The 21,037-nt window shown below is 71.8% G+C and carries 20 protein-coding genes; 11 read left to right on the forward strand and 9 right to left on the reverse strand.

Annotated features, from left to right (window positions below):
• The first annotated feature begins 53 nt into the window (after positions 1-53).
• The 5 genes from HNR12_RS16640 (at position 54) to trxA (ending at position 4,716) form a co-directional block, all read left to right on the forward strand.
• Positions 54-1,589 (forward strand): protein kinase family protein, encoded by a 1,536-nt coding sequence (locus HNR12_RS16640; protein ID WP_179768374.1) that lies wholly within the window; start codon positions 54-56, stop codon positions 1,587-1,589.
• 8 nt (positions 1,590-1,597) lie between these two features.
• Positions 1,598-2,218, forward strand: coding sequence for an RNA polymerase sigma factor SigM (sigM, locus tag HNR12_RS16645; RefSeq protein ID WP_179770661.1), 621 nt, complete (start codon positions 1,598-1,600; stop codon positions 2,216-2,218).
• Between the two features lie 29 nt (positions 2,219-2,247).
• Positions 2,248-3,099 carry an anti-sigma factor family protein gene (locus tag HNR12_RS16650; protein WP_246425102.1) on the forward strand — a complete coding sequence of 284 codons (852 nt, stop codon included), beginning with the start codon at positions 2,248-2,250 and terminating at the stop codon, positions 3,097-3,099.
• Between the two features lie 256 nt (positions 3,100-3,355).
• On the forward strand, positions 3,356-4,288 hold the full coding sequence (trxB, locus tag HNR12_RS16655) for a thioredoxin-disulfide reductase (protein WP_179768376.1): 933 nt from the start codon (positions 3,356-3,358) through the stop codon (positions 4,286-4,288).
• 101 nt (positions 4,289-4,389) lie between these two features.
• Positions 4,390-4,716, forward strand: coding sequence for a thioredoxin (gene trxA / locus HNR12_RS16660; protein WP_179768377.1), 327 nt, complete (start codon positions 4,390-4,392; stop codon positions 4,714-4,716).
• 126 nt (positions 4,717-4,842) lie between these two features.
• Here the strand turns inward: trxA and HNR12_RS16665 are convergent, their stop codons facing one another.
• The 9 genes from HNR12_RS16665 to rpmH all read right to left on the reverse strand — a co-directional run bounded on the left by HNR12_RS16665 (position 4,843) and on the right by rpmH (position 11,395).
• The gene (locus HNR12_RS16665; RefSeq protein ID WP_179768379.1) at positions 4,843-5,514 is read right to left on the reverse strand and encodes a peptidoglycan recognition protein family protein; all 672 of its coding nucleotides are present in this window, start codon (positions 5,512-5,514) and stop codon (positions 4,843-4,845) included.
• 422 nt (positions 5,515-5,936) lie between these two features.
• Positions 5,937-6,863, reverse strand: coding sequence for a ParB/RepB/Spo0J family partition protein (locus tag HNR12_RS16670; protein WP_179768381.1), 927 nt, complete (start codon positions 6,861-6,863; stop codon positions 5,937-5,939).
• Between the two features lie 25 nt (positions 6,864-6,888).
• Positions 6,889-7,719 carry a ParA family protein gene (locus HNR12_RS16675; RefSeq protein ID WP_246425582.1) on the reverse strand — a complete coding sequence of 277 codons (831 nt, stop codon included), beginning with the start codon at positions 7,717-7,719 and terminating at the stop codon, positions 6,889-6,891.
• A gap of 179 nt (positions 7,720-7,898) precedes the next feature.
• Positions 7,899-8,618, reverse strand: coding sequence for a 16S rRNA (guanine(527)-N(7))-methyltransferase RsmG (rsmG, locus tag HNR12_RS16680; protein ID WP_179768385.1), 720 nt, complete (start codon positions 8,616-8,618; stop codon positions 7,899-7,901).
• 199 nt (positions 8,619-8,817) lie between these two features.
• A complete protein-coding gene (locus HNR12_RS16685) occupies positions 8,818-9,330 on the reverse strand; it encodes a Jag family protein (RefSeq protein ID WP_308118486.1) in 513 nt (170 codons plus the stop codon).
• 137 nt (positions 9,331-9,467) lie between these two features.
• The gene (gene yidC / locus HNR12_RS16690) at positions 9,468-10,403 is read right to left on the reverse strand and encodes a membrane protein insertase YidC (RefSeq protein WP_179768388.1); all 936 of its coding nucleotides are present in this window, start codon (positions 10,401-10,403) and stop codon (positions 9,468-9,470) included.
• A gap of 28 nt (positions 10,404-10,431) precedes the next feature.
• Positions 10,432-10,737 (reverse strand): membrane protein insertion efficiency factor YidD, encoded by a 306-nt coding sequence (gene yidD / locus HNR12_RS16695; protein WP_179768389.1) that lies wholly within the window; start codon positions 10,735-10,737, stop codon positions 10,432-10,434.
• Entirely contained in the window at positions 10,734-11,153 is a 420-nt protein-coding gene (rnpA, locus tag HNR12_RS16700; protein WP_179768391.1) for a ribonuclease P protein component, read from the reverse strand. Before rnpA ends, yidD begins: the two co-directional genes overlap by 4 nt.
• A gap of 98 nt (positions 11,154-11,251) precedes the next feature.
• Positions 11,252-11,395, reverse strand: a complete 144-nt coding sequence (rpmH, locus tag HNR12_RS16705; protein WP_179768393.1) for a 50S ribosomal protein L34 — start codon at positions 11,393-11,395, stop codon at positions 11,252-11,254.
• 826 nt (positions 11,396-12,221) lie between these two features.
• Here rpmH and dnaA point away from each other — a divergent pair.
• The 6 genes from dnaA (at position 12,222) to gyrB (ending at position 20,988) form a co-directional block, all read left to right on the forward strand.
• On the forward strand, positions 12,222-14,105 hold the full coding sequence (dnaA, locus tag HNR12_RS16710; RefSeq protein WP_179768395.1) for a chromosomal replication initiator protein DnaA: 1,884 nt from the start codon (positions 12,222-12,224) through the stop codon (positions 14,103-14,105).
• A 643-nt stretch (positions 14,106-14,748) separates the two neighbouring features.
• A complete protein-coding gene (dnaN, locus tag HNR12_RS16715; RefSeq protein WP_179768396.1) occupies positions 14,749-15,888 on the forward strand; it encodes a DNA polymerase III subunit beta in 1,140 nt (379 codons plus the stop codon).
• 58 nt (positions 15,889-15,946) lie between these two features.
• The gene (gene gnd / locus HNR12_RS16720; protein WP_179768398.1) at positions 15,947-16,852 is read left to right on the forward strand and encodes a phosphogluconate dehydrogenase (NAD(+)-dependent, decarboxylating); all 906 of its coding nucleotides are present in this window, start codon (positions 15,947-15,949) and stop codon (positions 16,850-16,852) included.
• 185 nt (positions 16,853-17,037) lie between these two features.
• On the forward strand, positions 17,038-18,168 hold the full coding sequence (recF, locus tag HNR12_RS16725) for a DNA replication/repair protein RecF (RefSeq protein WP_179768400.1): 1,131 nt from the start codon (positions 17,038-17,040) through the stop codon (positions 18,166-18,168).
• Positions 18,161-18,652: a DciA family protein gene (locus HNR12_RS16730; RefSeq protein ID WP_179768402.1), complete on the forward strand. Its 492-nt coding sequence runs from the start codon at positions 18,161-18,163 to the stop codon at positions 18,650-18,652. The genes recF and HNR12_RS16730 overlap by 8 nt, the downstream gene beginning before the upstream one ends.
• 398 nt (positions 18,653-19,050) lie before the next feature.
• Positions 19,051-20,988 carry a DNA topoisomerase (ATP-hydrolyzing) subunit B gene (gene gyrB, locus HNR12_RS16735; protein WP_179768404.1) on the forward strand — a complete coding sequence of 646 codons (1,938 nt, stop codon included), beginning with the start codon at positions 19,051-19,053 and terminating at the stop codon, positions 20,986-20,988.
• The last annotated feature ends 49 nt before the right edge of the window (positions 20,989-21,037 follow it).

A 21,037-nucleotide genomic window follows, 5' to 3' on the forward strand; every position in this document is an offset into this window, starting at 1 on the left:
GCACCCCCCGGTGCAGGCGTCCTCGGTCGGCCGTCACGTCCGTCACTCCCGGCATGAGCACCTTCATGATTGAGCCTGGCGCCCGACTCGCAGGCCGGTACCGACTCGACTCCCAGGTGAGCCAGACCGACGGCGCCGTCCTGTGGAAGGCCACCGACGAAACCCTCGCCCGGCTCGTCGCCGTCTGGACCTTCGCCGAGGACTTCCCCCGCACCAGTGAGGTCGTGCGCGCCGCCCGCGCCACGAGCCGCATCGCCGACTCCCGCGTCACCCAGGTGTTCGACGCCGACGACCGCGGCTCGGCCCCCTACGTGGTCGAGGAGTGGGTGGCCGGGCAGTCCCTGACCGACCTGCTGGCCCAGGGCCCCCTCGCCCCCGAACGCGCGGCCGGCCTGGTCGCCGAGGCCGCCGAGACCCTGGCCACCGCGCACGCCGCCGGACTCCACCACCTCAACCTCACCCCGGGCAAGCTCATCTGGACCGTGGGCGGCGCCGTGAAGGTGACCGGGATCGGCGTCGACGCCGCCCTGCGCGGCATCGGCTCGCAGAACCCCGTCACCGCCGACGCCCAGGGCCTGGGCCGCCTGCTCTACGCCGCGCTCACCGCGCACTGGCCCGGCCACGCGCACAACGGCCTGCCCGCGGCACCGCTGGCGGGCGGAGTCCCCTCCCAGCCGGGCCAGATCCGCAGGGGGATCCCCAAGGACCTCAACGACCTCGCCTGCCGCGCCGCCTTCCAGGCACCGCTGGGCGGGGGGCCGCTCACCAGCGCCCGCGCGATCGCCGACGCCCTGGCGGGGGTGCCGCGCATGGTCCCGCTGCCGGCGGCGCCGCACAGCGCCCCCGAGCCCGCGCGCGGCACCTCGCGGCTCTCCGGGGAGTTCGCGGCGGCCGCGGCCCCCATCGCGCCCCCGCGCCAGCGGCCCGCGCCCTCCCGGCGCGAGCGGCGCTCCTCCTCCGGCGGCGGCACCACCGGCGCCATCACCCGCGCCCTGGTCGGCGGCCTGGCCCTGGCGGTGTTCGTCGGGGTCGTGGTGGTCGCCTGGAACATCGGCTCGACCATGAGCGGCGGCGACGAACCCGACACCGGCGGCGCGCAGAACTCCACCAACAACGAGCAGCAGGCCGAACTCACCGCGATCCAGCCGGCCTCGGCCGACGGCTACGACCCGCCCCCCAACGGCGACGGCAACGAGCACGGCGACAACGCCGCGCTGGCCATCGACGGCGACCCCTCCACGGGGTGGAGCACCGAGGGCTACGAGTCGGCCGACTTCGGCCGGCTCAAGCCGGGCGTGGGGCTGCTGCTGGACCTGGGGCAGACCACCGAGGTGCACGAACTGACGCTCAACCTCGGCCCGGGCCCCGCCAACCTGGAGGTGCTCGTCGGCGACAGCACCGACCCCGCCGAACTCGGGCAGGGGTCGTCGCCGGCCGCGACCCAGGAGAACGTGAGCGGAGAGGTCGACATCGAACTCTCCGATCCGGCCGAAGGACGATATGTGGTCGTATGGTTCACTAGTTTGCCCCAGGATGGCGCTGACTACCGGGGGACCATCAACGAGGTCGAGCTGCGCGGGAAAACGTGACGACGGTGATTGACGCGGTTCAGGAGTTGCCGGACAAGGAGTTGCTGTCCAGGCACGCTCAAGGTGACGACCAGGCGTTCGGCGAACTGGTCCGGCGGCACCGCGAGCGCATGTGGGCTGTCGCGATCCGCGTCCTCGGCGACTCCGAGGAGGCGGCCGACGCCCTCCAGGACGCGTTTCTCTCCGCGTTCCGCGGCGCCCACCGCTTCCGCGGCGAGGCACAGGTGAGCACCTGGCTGCACCGCATCGTCATCAACGCCTGCCACGACCGCATGCGCCGCAAGATGGTGCGCCCGGCCGTGCCCACCGACGACGCCACGCTCGACGTGCTCTCCAACGAGCGCACCCGCCACACCACCCCCGACCCCACCGGCCACTCCGACTCCGCCATGGACGTCCACGCCGCCCTGGGCAAGCTGCCCGAGGAGCAGCGCATGGCCCTGGTCCTGGTCGACATGCTGGGCTACCGCGTCGACGAGGCGTCGGAGATCCTGGAGATCGCGCCGGGGACCGTGAAGAGCCGCTGCGCCCGGGGACGGGCGCGACTTCTGCCATATCTCGCGCATCTGCGGAACCCTGGAAGCCCCCGAGACGTCACATCCCCGAGAGGAGGTGACAGGAGATCGTGACGTCTCATGTGGACGCGGAGACTCTCGCCTTGTCGGCCGAAGGACTGCTGGAAGAGGACGAGGAGAACGCAGTCCGCCGGCACGTGCTGGACTGCGCCACCTGCGCCGAGCAGCAGGCCGGGCTGGCCGAAGTATCGCGGGTTCTGGCGGAGGTGCCCGCACCTCCCCTGCCCGAGGCGCTGGCCGCCCGCCTCGACGACGCGCTGCGCGCCGAAGGCGAGGCCCGCCGCGCCGGCGGCACCGGCACGGCGCCCGCGACCGACTCCTCCGCCGCAGTGCCCGGCGCGTCCAACGTCGTGCCGATGCGCCGCCGCGGGTTCGGCGCGAACCGCTGGGTCAACTACCTCGCGGTGGCCGCGGCCGCCGTGGTCGTGGTCGGCGGCGGCACCGCCGTGCTCAACGGCATGACCATGGACTCCGGCGCCGGGGCCCCTCCGGCGGCCTCCGCGCCCAGCGGCGAGGTCGGCGGCGACACCGCGCTCAGCTACCAACCGCTGCTGGTCTCCACCGGCACAGTGTACACCGAGGCCGAACTCGCCACCCAGGCGCAGTCGGTACTCACCGAGAACGACCCCACCTCCCCCGACGGCGCTGAGGGCGACGCTGAGGGCCCGGCCGACGCCAACCGGCCCGACCCCTCGGCCGTCCCCTCCGAGGTCTCCTCGTGCGCGCACAGGCTCGGCCCCGAGGCCGGCGGGCACCCGCTGCTCATCGACTTCGCCGAGTTCGACTCCGGGAGCGGCCCCGAGGCCGCGTGGGCGATGTACTTCGGCACCAAGCCCGGCGGCGGCACCCAGAAGTCCTACGAGGTGGTCGTGGTCCCCGAGGGCTGCTCGGGCGACGACCCCGTGCTGGCCCGCTCCGAGGCGCCCGCGCCCTAGCGCGCCCGCCCGGGTCCGGGACCGGCCCGGAACGCCGCTCCACCGGCCCCGCCGCACCCCGCGGCGGGGCCGGTTTCCGTACCGGCCCGCGGCCCGCCTCCAGGCGGCCGGGAAGTCGGCCTGTCGGCGAATCGCCAGGTCGACACGTCCTGACCGGCGCCGGGAATCACCCGGCCCTACCATCTGTTGGTAGAGACGACTTCCACGCGGGCCGCCGGAAACCCGGCCCGCAGAGCCGACCGGAGGGCCGACCACCGTGAGCGACGTCCGCAACGTAATCATCATCGGATCGGGACCCGCGGGCTACACCGCGGCGGTCTACGCCGCGCGGGCCGAACTCCGCCCCCTGGTGTTCGAGGGCTCGGTCACCGCCGGCGGCGCCCTCATGAACACCACCGACGTCGAGAACTTCCCCGGGTTCCCCGACGGCATCATGGGCCCCGACCTCATGGACAACCTGCGCAAGCAGGCCGAGCGGTTCGGCGCCGAACTCGTGCCCGACGACGTCACCGAGGTCGACCTCACCGCCGACCCCAAGATCGTCAAGGTCGGCGACCAGGTCCACCGCGCCCGCACGGTGATCGTGGCCACGGGCTCGGGCTACCGCAAGCTCGGCGTACCCGGCGAGGAGGAGTTCTCCGGCCGCGGCACCTCCTGGTGCGCCACCTGCGACGGCTTCTTCTTCCGCGACCAGGACATCGCGGTGGTCGGCGGCGGCGACACCGCCATGGAGGAGGCCACCTTCCTCACCCGCTTCGCCCGCTCCGTCACGGTCATCCACCGCCGGGGCGAGCTCCGCGCCAGCAAGATCATGCAGGAGCGCGCGTTCGGCAACGACAAGATCCGCTTCGAGTGGAACACCGAGGTCGTCGAGGTTCTGGGCGACGCCAAGGTGTCGGGGGTGCGGCTGCGCAACACCGTCACCGGCGAGGAGTCCAAGCTCGACGTCACCGGCCTGTTCGTGGCGATCGGCCACGACCCCCGCGTGGAGCTGTTCGCCGGCCAGCTCGACCTCGACTCCGAGGGCTACCTCGCGGTCGACCACCCGAGCACCCGCACCAACATCCCCGGCGTCTTCGCCGCCGGCGACGTGGTCGACCACCAGTACCGCCAGGCGGTCACCGCCGCCGGCACCGGCTGCGCCGCCGCGCTCGACGCCGAACGCTACCTGGCCGAGCACGGCGCCTAGGCGCCCGTCCCTCCGCCGGCCCTCCGGCCGCCGCGCGGCACGGGCCGCCCGGCACCCCCCTGTCCCTTCTCCGCTCACGCGATCCGACGAGGAGTTTCACCGTGTCCAACCTTAAGCAGGTCACCGACGCCAGCTTCGAGGCCGACGTCCTCAAGAGCGACAAGCCGGTCCTGGTCGACTTCTGGGCCGAGTGGTGCGGTCCCTGCCGCCAGGTGGCTCCCATCCTTGAGGAGATCGCCGACGAGTACGGCGACAAGCTCGAGATCGTCAAGCTCAACACCGACGAGAACCCCAACACCCCCCGCGACGCCGGTGTCATGGCGATCCCGACCATGAACGTCTACCGCAACGGCGAGGTCGTCAAGCAGATCACCGGCGCCAAGCCCAAGCGCAAGCTGCTCCAGGACCTGGAGGAGTTCATCCGCTAGGCGCGGCGCGGCCGGGTTCGCTGTTTCACGTGAAACGTGGGGCCCAGCACCCGACGGACCGAACGACGGCCCCGAGGACGTGTCCTCGGGGCCGTCGGCGTTTTCTGCGCCTGGCTCAGTCGGCGGTCAGACGCGGCCGCGCACCTCGTCGAAGCGTGCGGCGAACGCCGCACCGGGGCAGGCGGTTCCGCCCCAGTCGCGGTGCATCGCGGTGCCCGGTACCGTGGCGCGGTCGCCGGTGACCGGGTTCACGTAGGCCACCCCCGCCCGGGGGTCCACGCCGGCGAGCGCGCACAGGGTGCGCAGCACCGACACCAGGCTCGACAGCGCCGCCTCGGTCGGCATCGCGCCGGTGAAGTCGCCCAGCAGGCAGACCCCGATGTTGCCCGGGTTGCGGCCCCCGACGTGTCCGGCGGTGACCGCCGACGCCCGGCCCGGCAGCGGCGCGGCCGCGAACACCGGCACCGGGCCGCCGGTGTGGCGGCCCTCGTAGACCGTGCCGGCCGGGTCGATGAGGAGGTGGTAGCCGATGTCGCCCCACCCGTTCTCGACGGCGTGCAGCCGGTAGACGGCGCGCACGCTCTCGTGCGGGTCCGCGGCGACGCCCAGGGCGGTGTGGTGCACGGTGACCGCCTGCACCGGGTGGAGGTCGCGCGGCCAGACCTCGGCGCCGGAGGCGTCGAACCGCAGGGACTCGTCAGCCCACCAGCCCGCCCGCCGCACGTAGACGAGGTCGCGCACGCCGGCGGGCAGTCCCGCGCCGGCCGCCGCGAGCGTGCCCGTGGTCTCCCTGCTCATCCGGATCGCTCCCCTCCCCGGGTGCCGAGGGCGGCCGACTCCGGCGGTGCGCCCGGACCCGATCGTAGGCGGTAGCCCGCGGCGCCCTTGGGCGCCCGCACGGGAGCGAAGGCGCCCTCAGCCGCACCGTCCGGGCCGTCCACGGCCGGGCCCACCTCCCGCCACGGGGTCGGGCCGGCCAACGCCTCAAGGCCGATCTGAGGGGCTCCGGCGCCTGTGCCCGACCGGACGCCCACGTGGTCGAAGGGCCGCGCGGGCCGGTGCGGCCCCGCCTCCGGGCGCGGCGGCGCCGGGCCGGCCGAATGTCGACGTGCCGACCTGCCGACGTGGCGGCATGGCGGCATACGCCGGACACGTCTCCGCGCGGCGGGCGTATCAGGACACCGGCGCGCATCCGCCCCCGTACGGAGGAGGCGTACCGCCTAGCGGTCGGTGGCGCCGGGCGCCATGGCCGCGATGATGCGCTCCAGGTCCTCCATGGTCGCGAACTCCACGACGATCTTGCCCTTGTTGCGGCCCTGGTTGATCTTCACCCGGGTGTCGAAGGCGTCGGAGAGGCGGCGCGACCACTCCTCGACCGCCGGGTTGGGCGCGGTGCGCGCGGGAGAGCGGCGGGTCTTGGCCGAGGCGCCGCCGGTCTCGCCGAGGACGATCAACTCCTCCAGCGCGCGCACGGACAGGCCCTCCTCGACGATGCGGCGGGCCAGGCGGTCCTGGGCTTCGGAGTCGTCGACGGAGAGCAGGGCGCGCGCGTGCCCGGCGCTGATGACGCCGGCCGCCACCCGGCGCTGGACCGACGGCGAGAGGTTGAGCAGGCGCAGCGTGTTGGTGATGTGCGGGCGGGAGCGGCCGATGCGCTTGGCGAGTTCATCGTGGGTGGCGCCGAAGTCGTCCAGGAGCTGCTGGTAGGCCGCGGCCTCCTCCAGCGGGTTCAGCTGCTGGCGGTGCAGGTTCTCCAGCAGGGCGTCGCGCAGGAGGTCGTCGTCGCCGGTCTCGCGGACGATGGCCGGGATGCGGTCGAGCCCGACCTCCTTGCTGGCGCGCCAGCGGCGCTCGCCCATGATCAGCTCGTAGCGGTCGGGACCGAGCTTGCGGACCACGATGGGCTGCAGCAGGCCGACCTCGGCGATGGAGGCGCGCAGCTCCTCCAGGGCCTCCTCGTCGAAGTGCTGGCGGGGCTGCCGCGGGTTCGGCGTGACGGCGCCGACCTCGATCTCCTCAAGGTAGGCGCCGTTGACCGGCTCCGGGCGGCGCTCACCCGAGGGCGAACCGTCCCGGCCGGACGGTTCGGGCCCCTGCGGGATCAACGCCCCCAGCCCCTTACCCAGACCGCGCCGCTGCTGGCTCACCGACGTCTCCCTTCACGTCCCATGATCAGTTGTTGGCGCCCGTCTTGGCCCGGTAGGCGAGTTCGCGCGCCGCCTCCATGTAGGCCACCGCACCCGAGGAGCCCGGATCATAGGTCATCACGGACTGCCCGTAGCTGGGGGCCTCCGAGACGCGGACGCTCCGGGGCACCAATGTCTTGAGTACCAGATCTCCGAAGTGTCCGCGTACCTCATCCGCAACCTGTGAAGCCAGCCGGGTGCGGCCGTCGTACATGGTGAGCAGGATCGTGCTGATCTCCATGCCGGGGTTCAGGTGCGACTTCACCAGTTCGACGTTGCGCAGCAACTGCCCCAGGCCCTCCAGCGCGTAGTACTCGCACTGGATCGGGATCAGCACCTCCTCGCAGGCCACCATGGCGTTGACCGTCAGCAGACCGAGGGAGGGCGGGCAGTCGATGAAGATGTAGTCGAGGTCGCTGACGTCGTAGGCGGAGAACGCCCGCTTGAGCCGCGACTCGCGCGCCACCAGGGAGACGAGTTCGATCTCGGCGCCGGCGAGGTCGATGGTGGCGGGCACGCACCACAGGTTGTCGATGTCGGGGACCGGCCGGGCGAGGTCGCGGATCTCCTCGTCCTCGACCAGGCAGTGGTAGATCGACCGGGAGTCGGCGCCCCGCTCCATCCCCAGCGCGGTGGAGGCGTTGCCCTGCGGGTCAAGGTCGACCACCAGCACGCGGTTGCCGTGCATGGCGAGCGACGCCGCGAGGTTCACCGTCGTGGTCGTCTTGCCGACGCCGCCCTTCTGGTTGGCGACGCTCATGATGCGGCACTCGGCGGGGCGCGGCCAGACCTCCTCGTGCACCCCGCGCACCGACATGGCGGCGCGGGCGGCACGGGCGATGGGCGTATCGAATTCGACGTCGATATCGGCCTTCGGCGCCATCAGGTCCACATCGGTTTCACGTGAAACATCGGCGGGCATGGCTGGGTCCTCCCAATGCGGTGTTTCACGTGAAACATAGGCGCCGTCGGACTGGTTCTGGGGCACGAATGACTTCACCTCTTCCGTCCGCGTTTTCTTCGGCCACCACCCGCAGAGCGGCGCGATCGGGATGCATGAGAATGGTCGCCCTCGGATGTGACGGTCACGCGAACAACCGTGGTAGCGGGTTCGACTTTACCGCGCCCGACCCGGATCACATCAGCAACGCAAGGCCGTTGTGCCGACAAATCCCCACGGGCCTCTTCGAGTTCGGCCTCGGCCTGCTCCCCCTTGAGCGCCAGGAGACTGCCGCCCTTGCCGAGCAGCGGCAGCGCCCATCCCGCCAGCCGGGTCAGCGGCGCCACCGCGCGCGCCGTCACGATGTCGGCCCGCACCTGCGACCGCACCTCCTCGGCCCGCGCGCGCCGCACCTCGACGTTGGTCAACTCCAGTAGATCGATGCACTCCCGCAGGAACACGGTGCGCCGCAGCAGCGGCTCCAGCAGGGTCACCGACAGGTCGGGGCGGATGAGCGCCAGTACCACTCCGGGCAGCCCGGCACCGGAGCCGATGTCCACCACGGTGGCGCCCTCGGGGATCAACTCCTCCACCACGGCGCAGTTCATGATGTGCCGCTCCCACAGTCGGGGGACCTCGCGGGGGCCGATCAGCCCGCGCTCCACGCCCGCGGCCGCCAGCACCTCGGCATAGCGCTCCACGCGCGGAAGGGAGTCCCCGAACAGCGCCGGTGCGTGCTCGGGCGGTGCCACACTCCGGTCAGCACCCGAGGCCATCAGTCACCACCTGGTCCCTTCCAATCCGAGCACGGCAAATCGACAGGTCGACATGGCGGGAAATCTCCGGGACGTAGAAACAGCGGCGCCCCTCACGATGCTATGCGTGAGGGGCGCCGAAGCCGGACATCGGTGTTTCACGTGAAACCTTCGCGGTACGCCGCTCCGTGCCGGTGGACCGGCACCGGCCGCGCCCGCCTCAGTCGGCGGGGTAGACCACCACGTAGCGGTTGGGCTCCTCGCCCTCGGACTCGCTGCGCAGCCCGGCGGCGGCGACAGCGTCGTGCACGACCTTGCGTTCGAACGGGGTCATCGGCGACAGCGGCTTTACCTCGCCGGTGCGCTTGACCTCGTCGACCGCCTCGGCACCCAGCCGACTGAGCGCCTTGCGCCGGGAGTCGCGGTAGCCGCCGATGTCGAGCATCAGCCGGCTGCGGTTGCCGGTGGTGCGGTGCACCGCGAGGCGCGTCAGCTCCTGCAGGGCCTCCAACACCTCGCCCTTCTCGCCGATGAGTTCGTCAAGGGTGGCGCCCACGACGGACACGAGAGCGCGGTCGCCCTCGACGTCCATGTCGATGTCGCCGTCGAAGTCGGCGATGTCGAGCAGACCCTCGATGTAGTCGGCGGCGATGTCGCCTTCGCGCTCCAGGGCCTCGATGTCGATGACCGGCTCGGCGGCCTCGTCGTCCTCCGGCGGGGGGGCGTCCGCCACGGCGACGCTCCCGCGCTCCTCCACCGGCTCGTCGGTGTTGCCGTTGCTCACAGCGAGCTGTCTCCTAACGTCTGTGCGGATGCCGGCGGTGCGCCTCCAGGGCTCAAGGCTGCCTGCGCACTCGTCCGTTATCGGCCCTACTTGCGCGGGCTTCCGCCGGATCGCTTCGCCCGCGTCTGCTTCTTCGGCTGCTTACGCTCGATCTTAGGCTGTTCAACCGGTTCTGGCGCGCTCTCCTTGCGCTTGCCCAGAAGCCCCTTGGCCGAGCCGTTGGGGGACGCCTGCTTGCTCGCCCCCTCCTCGCCGGGAGCCGGCTGGTTGCGGTAGATGAAGTGCTGCTGCCCCATGGTCCACACGTTCGAGGTGACCCAGTAGATCAACACGCCGATGGGCATGCCCAGGCCGAAGAGGCCGAAGGCGGGCGCCAGGTACATCATGATCCGCTGCGACTGCGCCATGGGGTTGTCGGGGGCCAGCGTGCCGGCGCTGCGCTTCATGCTCTGGCGCATCGTCAGGAAGGTCGTGGTGCCCATGATGATGCAGGCGATGGCGATGACGACGCGGGCCAGCAGGGGGTCGGCGTTGTAGCTGGCGAACTCCTGCTCGCTCATCAGGAACTGCGCCGCCAGCGGCGCGTGGAAGATCGCGGCGTTCTGCGCGCTCACGACCAGCTCGGGGGTGAACCCGTACTGCGCCTGGCCCTGGGCGACACTGCGCAGCACGCTGAACAGCGCGAAGAAGACCGGCATCTGCAGCAGCAGCGGAAGGCAGCCCATCAGGGGGTTGGTGCCGCTCTCCTGGTAGAGCTTCATCTGCTCCTGCTGGAGGCGCTGCTTGTCGTTCTTGTAGCGCTCCCGCACCTTGAGCAGCTGCGGCTGCATCTCCTGGATCTTGCGCTGCGTCTGCATCTGCTTGACGAACAGCGGCACCATGATCAGCCGCATCAGCACGGTCAGGAGCACGATCGACAGACCCCAGGCCCAACCGCTGTCGGGATCGAGTCCGACGGCAGTCAGCCCCGAGTGGATCTGGATCAGCACCCAGCCGACGGCGTTGTATAGCGGGTCCAGCACCGGCCAACTCCTCTTGACTTCAGTTCAGCTACTGCTCCAGTGGTCCCGGTGCGGTCCCCGGGCCGGGCGTGGAGGCGTCGCGGTCGGCGGCGCCCTTGCGCGGAGGAACGGGGTCCAGCCCGCCGGGCGTGAACGGGTGGCACCGAGCGATCCGCCGGACCGCCAGCCACGACCCCTTGAGCGCACCGTGCACCCGCAGCGCCTCAACGGCGTAGGCGCTGCAGGAGGGGTAGTAACGGCAGACAGGAGGCAGGGCGGGGCTGATGAACCGCTGATAGCCGCGGATGGGCACCACCAGCGCCCGCGCCGCGAGGCTCGGTCTGTCGTCAGTCATGAACCCGCCCGATCTCCGCCGGACCGCGGCTCGGGCGGTGTGTCGGGCCCCTTGCGACGGCGTGTCGCGTTGCGGGGCCGCATCGCCGAGGCGATGGCACCGTCGAGCTGCGCGGCCAGCGAGTCGTGTCCAAGGGACGCGGCCAGGGGTTTGGCCCGCACTACTAGCAGGCTACCGTCCGGCAGCGCACCCAGCCGCGCCCGCATCAGGTGGCGGAGCCGGCGCTGGACGCGCTTGCGGACCACGGCGTTGCCCACCGCCCTGCTGACGGCGAACCCCACGCGCGGCGGGGCGTGCGGGCCGGGACCGGGGGCGAGGTAGGCCACGCTCAGCGCCTCGCGCCCGGCACGCCGCCCGGAGCGCAGCACGCGGCCGAACTCGGCGCTGTGGCGCATGCGGTTCTGGGGCGACAACATGGGATGGGGTCCTCAACCGGGCGGGCACCGGACACACACATAGGGCCGACCGCCGCTAGGGCAGCCGGCCCGTAAGGTCGATCGGTCGACCGTGGCCGCTACTGGCTCACGGTCAGCCGCACGCGCCCCTTCTTGCGGCGGGCCGCGACGATCGCGCGGCCGGCGCGGGTCCGCATGCGCAGCCGGAAACCATGGACCTTCGCGCGGCGCCGGTTGTTCGGCTGAAACGTACGCTTGCTCACTGCAGGGCTCCAGGGCGGGTATCGAGGTACTTCAGCGGCCCCGCGGGCTGCGGGACGCGGGTGTCTGCGCCCAATCGACGCCGCTGGGGCGTCCGCGGCGGTCTGAGGGCGCCCAGCGGCCACGGGGGCCGCTCGCGGGGTGCGCCGCTCCGGGCAGCACGAAACGTGCGGCCACGTGAAAGCACCCTCACACACAGACGGATTGCTGACCAAGCATACCCAACCCGCGGAGCGCCCCGGAACGGGCCGCCCCGGCCCGGCTTCCCACCAGGCCCGACACCGCGCGGGGCCGGATCCGGCCCGCCCCGGCTGTGGACAGGGCGCGAACGCGGTCTCCACAGGCTGTGCATCCCCCGGCGGCGCCCCTAAGCTGTGGACAACGCACGAGCGACCGCCGTGTGCACAGCCTGCCGCCCCGCGCCGGTGTCCACAACCCCACTCCGCGTTGTGCGATTCTGTGACCTGCGCTTTGTGGATAAGTCGCCAGTCGCCTGGGGTGTCTGCCAGGCTGTGTACAAGGACGTGCACAACATGTGGACGGCACGCAGGCGGCTGTGGAAGCCCGCCGGGGGCCGCTGCCGCCGCGTCACCTCGTCCACACGTCGACATACACAACCGGTCCACAGAACCACCCTGGGTTACCCACAGCACCACCCCGGGTTGCCCACAGTGCGGCCCGTCCGCGAACGCCCCGCGGCCCGCGTCCGGCGCCCGCCCCGCCAACCGGGACAATGGACCGTCCGGCTCCCTTGACCCGAACCGGGCGCGGCGGGGAGCCGCACCACGAGGAGACCATTGAGAAGGGGACGAACCATGGCAGGTCACCGTGTCTGAGGCACAGGTCAACCTCGCAATGGTGTGGTCGAGCGTGCTCAGCAGCCTCGACAACAGCACGCTGCCCCCGCAGCAGCGCGCCTGGCTGCCGCAGACCCGTCCCCTGGGGCTGATCGAGGACACCGCCCTGCTGGCCGCCCCCAACGAGTTCGCCAAGGAGGTCCTGGAGACCCGGCTGCGCCCGGCGATCAGCCAGGCCCTCTCCGCCGAACTGGGCCGCGAGATCCGCGTCGCCGTCACCGTCGACCCCACCGCCGTGCAGCCGCCGCCGGCCGCCGCGCCCGCGCCCGGCGGCTCCTACGGCCCCGGCACCGCCGACCCCGCCCGCGAGCGCCCGCCGTGGCAGCAGCCGACCATCATGCCCGAGGACCTCCCGGGGGCGCCCTCGCCCGCCGAGGCCGTCCCCGACGGCCAGTTCGGCCACCCCCACCAGGGCCGGCCCCCGGCCGGCGGCCGGCCGGGCGACCCCCGCCGACCCGACTCCCCCGGTCCGGCAGCGGGCGAGGGCGACGACCTGCTCGCGCCGCGCGGCGGCCCCTACCCCGGCCCCTCGTCCTACGGCGAGCAGGACTGGCAGACCCAGCAGCCCCAGTGGGAGGCGCCCAACCGGTGGGAGGCCCCGCAGTGGGACTCCCCCGCCGCCTGGCAGCAGCCCGGCCGGCAGGGGCACCCCGCCGCACCCGGCCGGCACTGGGAGCAGCAGCCCCAGCGGCCGGCCGACGGCGACCCCGGCGCCGACCCCGCGGGCGGTGCCCCCGGAGGCGCCCCCGGTGCGCCCGGCGCACCGCCGCCCGCGGCCCCCGACACCGCCGGGGGCAACCAGCCGCACACCTCCGCCGAGCCGGCGCGGCTGAACCCCAAGTACACCTTCGAGACCTTCGTCATCGGGTCGAGCAACCGGTTCGCCCACGCCGCGGCGGTCGCGGTGGCCGAGGCGCCGGCCAAGGCCTACAACCCGCTGTTCATCTACGGCGGGTCGGGGCTGGGCAAGACCCACCTGCTGCACGCCATCGGCCACTACGCCCAGCGCCTCTACGACGGCGCGCGCGTGCGCTACGTCAGCTCCGAGGAGTTCACCAACGAGTTCATCAACTCGATCCGCGACGGCAAGGCCGACGGCTTCCGCCGGCGCTACCGCGACATCGACGTGCTCCTGGTCGACGACATCCAGTTCCTGGAGAACAAGGAGCAGACGCAGGAGGAGTTCTTCCACACCTTCAACACCCTGCACAACTCCAACAAGCAGATCGTGATCTCCAGCGACCGCCCGCCCAAGCAGCTGGTCACCCTGGAGGACCGGCTGCGCAACCGGTTCGAGTGGGGCCTGATCACCGACGTCCAGCCGCCCGAACTGGAGACCCGCATCGCGATCCTGCGCAAGAAGGCCGCGCAGGAGGGCCTGGCCGCGCCGCCGGAGGTGCTGGAGTTCATCGCCAGCAAGATCTCGACCAACATCCGCGAGCTCGAGGGCGCCCTCATCCGGGTGACCGCCTTCGCCAGCCTCAACCGGCAGTCGGTCGACCTCCACCTGACCGGGATCGTCCTCAAGGACCTGATCCCCGACGACGAGGGCCCCGAGATCACGGCCTCGGCGATCATGGCCCAGACCGCGTCCTACTTCGGGCTGAGCACCGAGGACCTGTGCGGGACCTCGCGCTCGCGCGTGCTGGTCACCGCGCGGCAGATCGCGATGTACCTGTGCCGGGAGCTGACCGACCTGTCGCTGCCCAAGATCGGCCAGCAGTTCGGCCGCGACCACACCACGGTCATGCACGCCGACCGCAAGATCCGCTCCCTCATGGCCGAGCGCCGGTCCATCTACAACCAGGTGACCGAACTGACCAACCGGATCAAGCAGCAGTCGCGCAACGGCTGACGCGGCCGGCCCCGCCGCGGCCGATTCCGGTCTGTTTCGCGCGCGATTTCCCCGCCGCCGGCCCTGGTTTTCCCCAGGGACGCGGCATTTCTGTGGACAACCCGTGGACAACCCTGCGGATAACCTCCCGTTACCGGTGGACAACCTGGGGACGGTCTGGGGATGACCTGTGGGCGGGGCCGGGGGCCCCGCACCGCCGCCGTCCCCGGCCCTGTGCGCGGCCCGTGGATAACCTGTGGAGCGGCGGTGGACAACCGGTGGACAACCTGTGCGCAGCCGAACGCCGTCCACAGCGCGGCCGGTTTTCCCCAGCCGCCGCCCACAGGTCCGGTGGATAAAAATTCCCGGGCTCACCTGCGCAAACACCGGTTGTCCACACTTTCCACAGCCCCTATTACTACGACGCCTCTTTTTAACGATCAGTGGCTTGGTAAATCGGCTGAGCCCCGGATCTGTGGACGGCGCTCCCCGCTCGCTCCGCCGCCGCCTCGGCGGCCCCGGCGATCGGGTGTGGTGGGCAGCGGACGGCCGCGAATCCGGGTACGGTGTGAACCCGTCCCCGTGACGCGTCCGGTGCCACCGCCGCGACACCGCCCCCATCACTCACAGGGGCCACTTGGTTTCGAGGAAAGTGAGTCGGATTGTGAAGTTCCGGGTCGAACGTGACGTACTGGCCGACGCCGTCGCCTGGACCGCCCGCAGCCTGCCGGTCCGCCCGTCGGTGCCCGTCCTGGCGGGCATGCTGCTGGACGCCACCGAGGACGACGGCGGCCGCCGCCTCAAGCTCTCCAGCTTCGACTACGAGGTCTCGGCGCAGGTCTCGGTCGAGATCGACGTCGAGGAGCCCGGCACCACGCTCGTCTCGGGACGCCTGCTCGCCGAGATCGTCCGCAACCTTCCTCCACAGACTGTGGAGATCAGCACCGACGGCGCCAAGGTCACCGTGGCCTGCGGCAGCGCGAAGTTCACCCTCCTCACCCTGCCTGTGGAGGACTACCCGACCCTGCCGGCCATGCCGCAGATGACCGGCTCCATCGGCAGCGACGCCTTCGCCGCCGCCGTCAGCCAGGTCGCCGTGGCCGCCGGTCGCGACGACACCCTGCCGATGCTCACCGGCGTGCGGGTCGAGATCGAGGGCGACACCGTCACCCTGGCCTCCACCGACCGCTACCGCCTGGCCGTGCGCGAACTCGCCTGGAAGCCGGAGAACCCCGACGTCTCCGCCGTGGCGCTGGTGCCCGCCAAGACCCTCGCCGACACCGCCAAGTCGCTCACCGGCGGCGCCGAGGTCTCCATCGCCCTGTCGGCCGCCGACTCCGGCGAGGGCATGATCGGCTTCGAGGGCGGCGGCCGGCGCACCACCACCCGGCTGCTCGACGGCGAGTTCCCCAAGTACCGCGCCCTGCTGCCCGACACGTTCAACTCCGTGGCCGAGGTCCAGCGCTCGGAGTTCATCGAGGCCGTCAAGCGCGTGTCGCTGGTGGCCGAGCGCAACACCCCGCTGCGGCTGGCCTTCGGCGACGGCCGCCTGGTCCTGGAGGCCGGGACCGGCGACGAGGCGCAGGCGGTCGAGGTCCTGGACTCCTCCCTTGAGGGCGAGGACATCCAGATCGCGTTCAACTCCGCCTTCCTCCTCGACGGCCTCACGGCGATCGACTCCGACATCGCCCGCCTGCAGTTCACGACCTCGACCAAGCCGGCCATCATCACCGGCAAGCCCGCCGACGACGGTGCGACCGCCGACTACCGATACTTGATCATGCCGGTCCGGCTGTCGGGCTGACCGCGGCGCGGGTACCGGACGATCCACATATCCACAGGTCGCATTGGGGGAGACGAGCATGCAACTAGGTATGGTCGGCCTGGGCAGAATGGGCGGCAACATGGCCGCCCGCCTGCGTGACAAGGGCCACGACGTGGTGGGGTTCGACTTCGACCCCGACGTCCGCGATGTCGCCAGCCTCGGCGAGCTCGCCGAGCGGCTGACCGCCCCGCGCGTCGTCTGGCTGATGGTGCCCGCGGGCGAACCCACCCAGAAGACCATCACCGAGCTCGCCGAGGTGCTCGAACCGGGCGACCTCATCATCGAGGGCGGCAACTCCCACTACGTGGACGACCGCCGCCGCGCCGACGAGCTGAAGGAGCGCGGCATCCGCTACCTCGACGCCGGGGTCAGCGGCGGCGTCTGGGGCCGCGAGAACGGCTACGGCATCATGGTCGGCGGCGCCGCCGAGGACGTCCAGCGCGCCGAGCCCGTCTTCCGGGCGCTCACCCCCGACGAGGGCGGCGGCTACGTGCACGCCGGCGGTGTCGGCGCGGGCCACTTCGTCAAGATGGTCCACAACGGCATCGAGTACGGCATGATGCAGGCGTTCGCCGAGGGCTACGAGCTGATGGCCGCCTCCGACATCGTCGACGACGTGCCCGGCACCTTCGACAGCTGGCGCGAGGGCACCGTGGTCCGCTCCTGGCTGCTGGACCTGCTGGTGCGGGCGCTGCGCGAGGACCCCGACCTGGAGTCCATCCGCGGCTACGCCCAGGACTCCGGCGAGGGCCGGTGGACCGTCCAGGCGGCCGTGGACCACGCCGTCCCCGCGCCGGTCATCTCGGCCGCGCTGTTCGCGCGCTTCGCCTCGCGCCAGGAGGACAGCCCGGCCATGAAGGTCGTGGCCGCGCTGCGCAACCAGTTCGGCGGGCACGCGGTCACCCGGGCCACCGACGACCCCGGGCAGACGCCCCGGGCCTGAGCACGGCAGACGTATTCCGCGCCGCCCGGAGGCGGGCCCGGACCGCCGCGGCGGTCCAGTCGGGGGCTTCGGCACCCGCTCCGGCGGCGCGGACCCATGTCGGCGCGGGTTTCACGGGTTTCACGTGAAACCCGCGCCGCCGCGGTCCCGGCGCGCAACCGGGCAGACGAGGCGGGAGAGGTCGGATGTACGTTTCACACCTGCAGCTGACCGACTACCGGTCCTACGCGGCGGTGCACATCGAGCTGGAACCGGGGATCAGCACGTTCGTCGGTCCCAACGGCCAGGGCAAGACCAACCTGGTCGAGGCGATCGGCTACGTCGCCGCGCAGAGCAGCCACCGGGTCTCCACGGACTCCCCCCTCGTGCGCAAGGGCGCCCAGCGCGCCATCATCCGCGCGGCGATCGTCAAGGACGACCGCCAGGCCGTGGTGGACCTGGAGATCAACCCGGGCAAGGCCAACCGCGCGCGGCTGAACCGGGCGCCGGTCCCCCGTCCGCGCGAGGTGGTCGGCCTGCTGCGCACGGTCCTCTTCGCGCCCGAGGACCTCGCCCTGGTCAAGGGCGACCCCGGTGAGCGCCGGCGCTTCCTGGACGAGCTGCTCGTGGCCCGCGCCCCGCGCATGGCCGGGGTGCGCGCCGACTACGAGCGGGTGCTCAAGCAGCGCAACGCCCTGCTGAAGTCCGCTTCGGCGCAGTTCTTCAAGCGCGGCGAACCCGACCTGTCCACCCTTGAGGTGTGGAACGAGCACCTGGCCGCGGCCGGCGCCGAACTGCTGGCCGCCCGCCTGGCTCTGGTGGGCGAGCTCCAGCCGCTGGTGGCCAAGGCCTACGGCGAGCTGACCAGTTCGGGCGGGCCGCCGGTGCTGCAGTACCGGTCCTCGGCGCTGGCCGAGGCCGAGCACCCGCCGCTGGACCGTCCACAGCTTGTGGACATCCTGCGCGGGGCGCTGGCCGAGGTGCGGGTGCAGGAGCTGCAGCGCGGTGTCAGCCTCGTCGGCCCGCACCGCGACGACCTCCACCTCCGGCTGGACGAGCTGCCCGCCAAGGGCTACGCCAGCCAGGGGGAGTCGTGGTCCTACGCGCTGGCCCTGCGCCTGGCCGGGTTCGAGCTGCTGCGCGCCGACGGCGACGACCCCGTGCTGCTGCTCGACGACGTCTTCGCCGAACTCGACAGCGAGCGCCGCCGCAGGCTGGCCGAGCACGTCCGCCACGCCGAGCAGGTCCTCGTCAGCGCCGCGGTCGACGCCGACATCCCCCCCGAACTCCAGGGAGCGCGCTTCCGCGTGCGCGAAGGAGGTGTGGAGCGTGTCTGAGGACTCCCCCGTCCCGCCCGCCGGCGGCGAGCCGCCCGCGCTCGGCGGCGCCGACCTCGCCCGCCAGGCGCTCGCCCAGGCCAAGGCGGCCGCCAAGGAGCGCGGCGCGGCGCCCGACCGGCGCCCCCGCCGCACGCGGCGCGGCCCGGTCCGCTCCCGCAACGAGCCCCAGCTGTTCGGCGACGCGGTGCGCGCCTGGCTGGTGGAGCACGGCTGGCAGGAGCAGGTCGCCATCGGCGGCGTCTTCGGCCGCTGGGCCGAGATCGTCGGCGACTTCAACGCCCAGCACCTGCGGCCGGTCTCCTATGAGGCGGGCGAGCTGGTCATCGCCGCCGACTCCCCCACCATGGCCGCCCACGCCCGCGCCATGGCGCGCGACCTCGTGCGGCGGCTCAACGAGGAGCTGGGCCACGGCAGCGTGCACGCCATCAAGGTCCAGGCGCCCGGTCGCGGGCGCGGCCCCGGTCCCCGCCGGGTCACCTGAGACCCTGACGCACCGGTGACCCCGCGATTACCGTGGGGTGGCACCCGCCTCGCGCATCACCCGGGGCTGCGCGGCGCTGAACGGCGCGGGGAATTGTCGGCGGGGGTGGGTGCGTGTGGGGAGTCCGGTCCCGCTCTGTTCACGCCTCCTCGGGCGGCACAGCGCCGCGAATGCCACTTTCCGGCCGCGCGGGGGGTATCATGGAACCGGTTCTTCGGACGCTTCCGCCGGTATAGCCCGCCCCAAGAGAGGGCGGCGGGAACCGGGGCGGTTCGCGGTGTCCAGCGGGTGCTGTACCGGCGGTACATCCTCGCGCTGCACGCGGTACGGCCCGGCGGCCTTCCCCATGCCTCGGGGGCACCGGATGGCGGGCGTCCCCAGCAGGAGGGTGTTTCCACTTGGCCTACGACGCTTCAGCGATCACGATTCTCGAAGGGCTCGAGGCGGTTCGCAAACGCCCCGGCATGTACATCGGATCGACCGGTGAGCGCGGTCTGCACCACCTCGTCCAAGAGGTTGTGGACAACTCCGTCGACGAGGCGCTGGCCGGCTACGCCACCGCCATCGAGGTCACCCTGCGGGCCGACGGCGGCGTCCGCGTGGCCGACAACGGACGCGGCATGCCGGTCGACATGCACCCGGTCGAGAAGCGCCCGGCAGTGGAGGTCATCCACACCGTGCTGCACGCCGGCGGCAAGTTCGACGGCAAGTCCTACGCCGTCTCCGGCGGTCTGCACGGTGTCGGCGTCACCGTGGTCAACGCACTCTCCACCCGGCTCGACGTCGAGATCCGCCGCGACGGCAGCGTCTGGCGGCAGAGCTACCGCATGGCGCGCCCCACCGCCCCGCTCTCGCGCGACGAGGACACCGACGAGACCGGCACCCAGACCACGTTCTGGGCCGACGGCTCGATCTTCGAGACCACCACCTACAACTTCGAGACGCTCGCCCGGCGCCTGCAGGAGATGGCCTTCCTCAACAAGGGGCTGTCCATCACCCTGCGCGACGAGCGTCCGGAGTTCATCGACGACGCCCCGGTGGTGCGCACCTACCACTACGCCGACGGCATCTCCGACTTCGTCCGGCACATCAACACGACGAAGGAGCCCGCCCACGCCTCGATCATCTCCTTCGAGGAGGAAGGCGACGGCATCTCGGCCGAGATCGCCATGCAGTGGAACCAGTCCTACACGTCGTCGGTGCACACCTTCGCCAACACCATCAACACGGCCGAGGGCGGCACCCACGAGGAGGGCTTCCGCACCGCGCTGACGTCGATCGTCAACCGCTACGCGCGTGAGCAGCGGCTGCTGCGGGAGAAGGACGACAACCTCACCGGCGACGACATCCGCGAGGGCCTGACCGCGATCATCTCGGTCAAGCTGGCCGACCCCCAGTTCGAGGGGCAGACCAAGACCAAGCTGGGCAACACCGAGGCCAAGTCGTTCGTGCAGCGGGTGACCAACGAGCACCTGCGCGACTGGTTCGAGCGCAACCCCGGCGAGGCCAAGGACATCGTCACCAAGGCCAGCCAGGCGGCGCGCGCCCGCATCGCCGCACGCCAGGCGCGCGACCTCACCCGGCGCAAGACCCTGCTGGAGTCGACCTCCCTGCCCGGCAAGCTGTCGGACTGCCAGTCCACCGAGCCGGAGAAGTGCGAGATCTACATCGTGGAGGGCGACTCCGCCGGCGGCTCCGCCAAGGGCGGTCGCGACCCCCACTACCAGGCGATCCTGCCCATCCGCGGCAAGATCCTCAACGTCGAGAAGTCGCGCATCGACCGGATCCTGAAGAACAACGAGGTCCAGTCGATCATCACGGCGCTGGGCACCGGCATCCACGACGACTTCGACGCCGCCAAGCTGCGGTACCACAAGATCATCCTGATGGCCGACGCCGACGTCGACGGCCAGCACATCCGCACCCTGCTGCTCACCCTGCTGTTCCGGTTCATGAAGCCGCTCATCGAGGCCGGCCACGTGTACCTGGCGCAGCCGCCGCTCTACAAGATCAAGTGGGACCAGCGCGGCTCCGACGCCGACTACGCCTACTCCGACCGCGAGCGCGACGAGCTGATCAGCGCGGGCATCGCCGCGGGCAAGCGCGACCCCCGGCCGCGCGACCTGGTGCAGCGGTTCAAGGGCCTCGGCGAGATGAACGCGGCCGAGCTGTGGGACACCACCATGGACCCCGACAATCGCGTGCTGCTCCAGGTGAACCTCGACGACGCCGCCCAGGCCGACGAGATGTTCAGCGTGCTCATGGGTGAGGACGTCGAGTCCCGGCGCTCCTTCATCCAGCGCAACGCCAGGGACGTCCGCTTCCTCGACATCTGACGCCCCGACATCCCGCGGCAGCGAACTAGCAGAAAAGGATCTCTCATCC

The organism is Streptomonospora nanhaiensis (assembly GCF_013410565.1).
Classification (GTDB): domain Bacteria; phylum Actinomycetota; class Actinomycetes; order Streptosporangiales; family Streptosporangiaceae; genus Streptomonospora; species Streptomonospora nanhaiensis.

Excerpts from the sequence above, each read along its gene's own strand:
- HNR12_RS16640 (WP_179768374.1), top strand. The coding sequence starts at position 54 with ATGAGCACCTTCATGATTGAGCCTGGCGCCCGACTCGCAGGCCGGTAC.
- HNR12_RS16665 (WP_179768379.1), bottom strand. The coding sequence starts at position 5,514 with ATGAGCAGGGAGACCACGGGCACGCTCGCGGCGGCCGGCGCGGGACTG.
- HNR12_RS16675 (WP_246425582.1), bottom strand. The coding sequence starts at position 7,719 with ATGTCGGTGCGCGGGGTGCACGAGGAGGTCTGGCCGCGCCCCGCCGAG.
- rsmG (WP_179768385.1), bottom strand. The coding sequence starts at position 8,618 with ATGGCCTCGGGTGCTGACCGGAGTGTGGCACCGCCCGAGCACGCACCG.
- yidD (WP_179768389.1), bottom strand. The coding sequence starts at position 10,737 with ATGACTGACGACAGACCGAGCCTCGCGGCGCGGGCGCTGGTGGTGCCC.
- rnpA (WP_179768391.1), bottom strand. The coding sequence starts at position 11,153 with ATGTTGTCGCCCCAGAACCGCATGCGCCACAGCGCCGAGTTCGGCCGC.
- gnd (WP_179768398.1), top strand. The coding sequence starts at position 15,947 with ATGCAACTAGGTATGGTCGGCCTGGGCAGAATGGGCGGCAACATGGCC.
- recF (WP_179768400.1), top strand. The coding sequence starts at position 17,038 with ATGTACGTTTCACACCTGCAGCTGACCGACTACCGGTCCTACGCGGCG.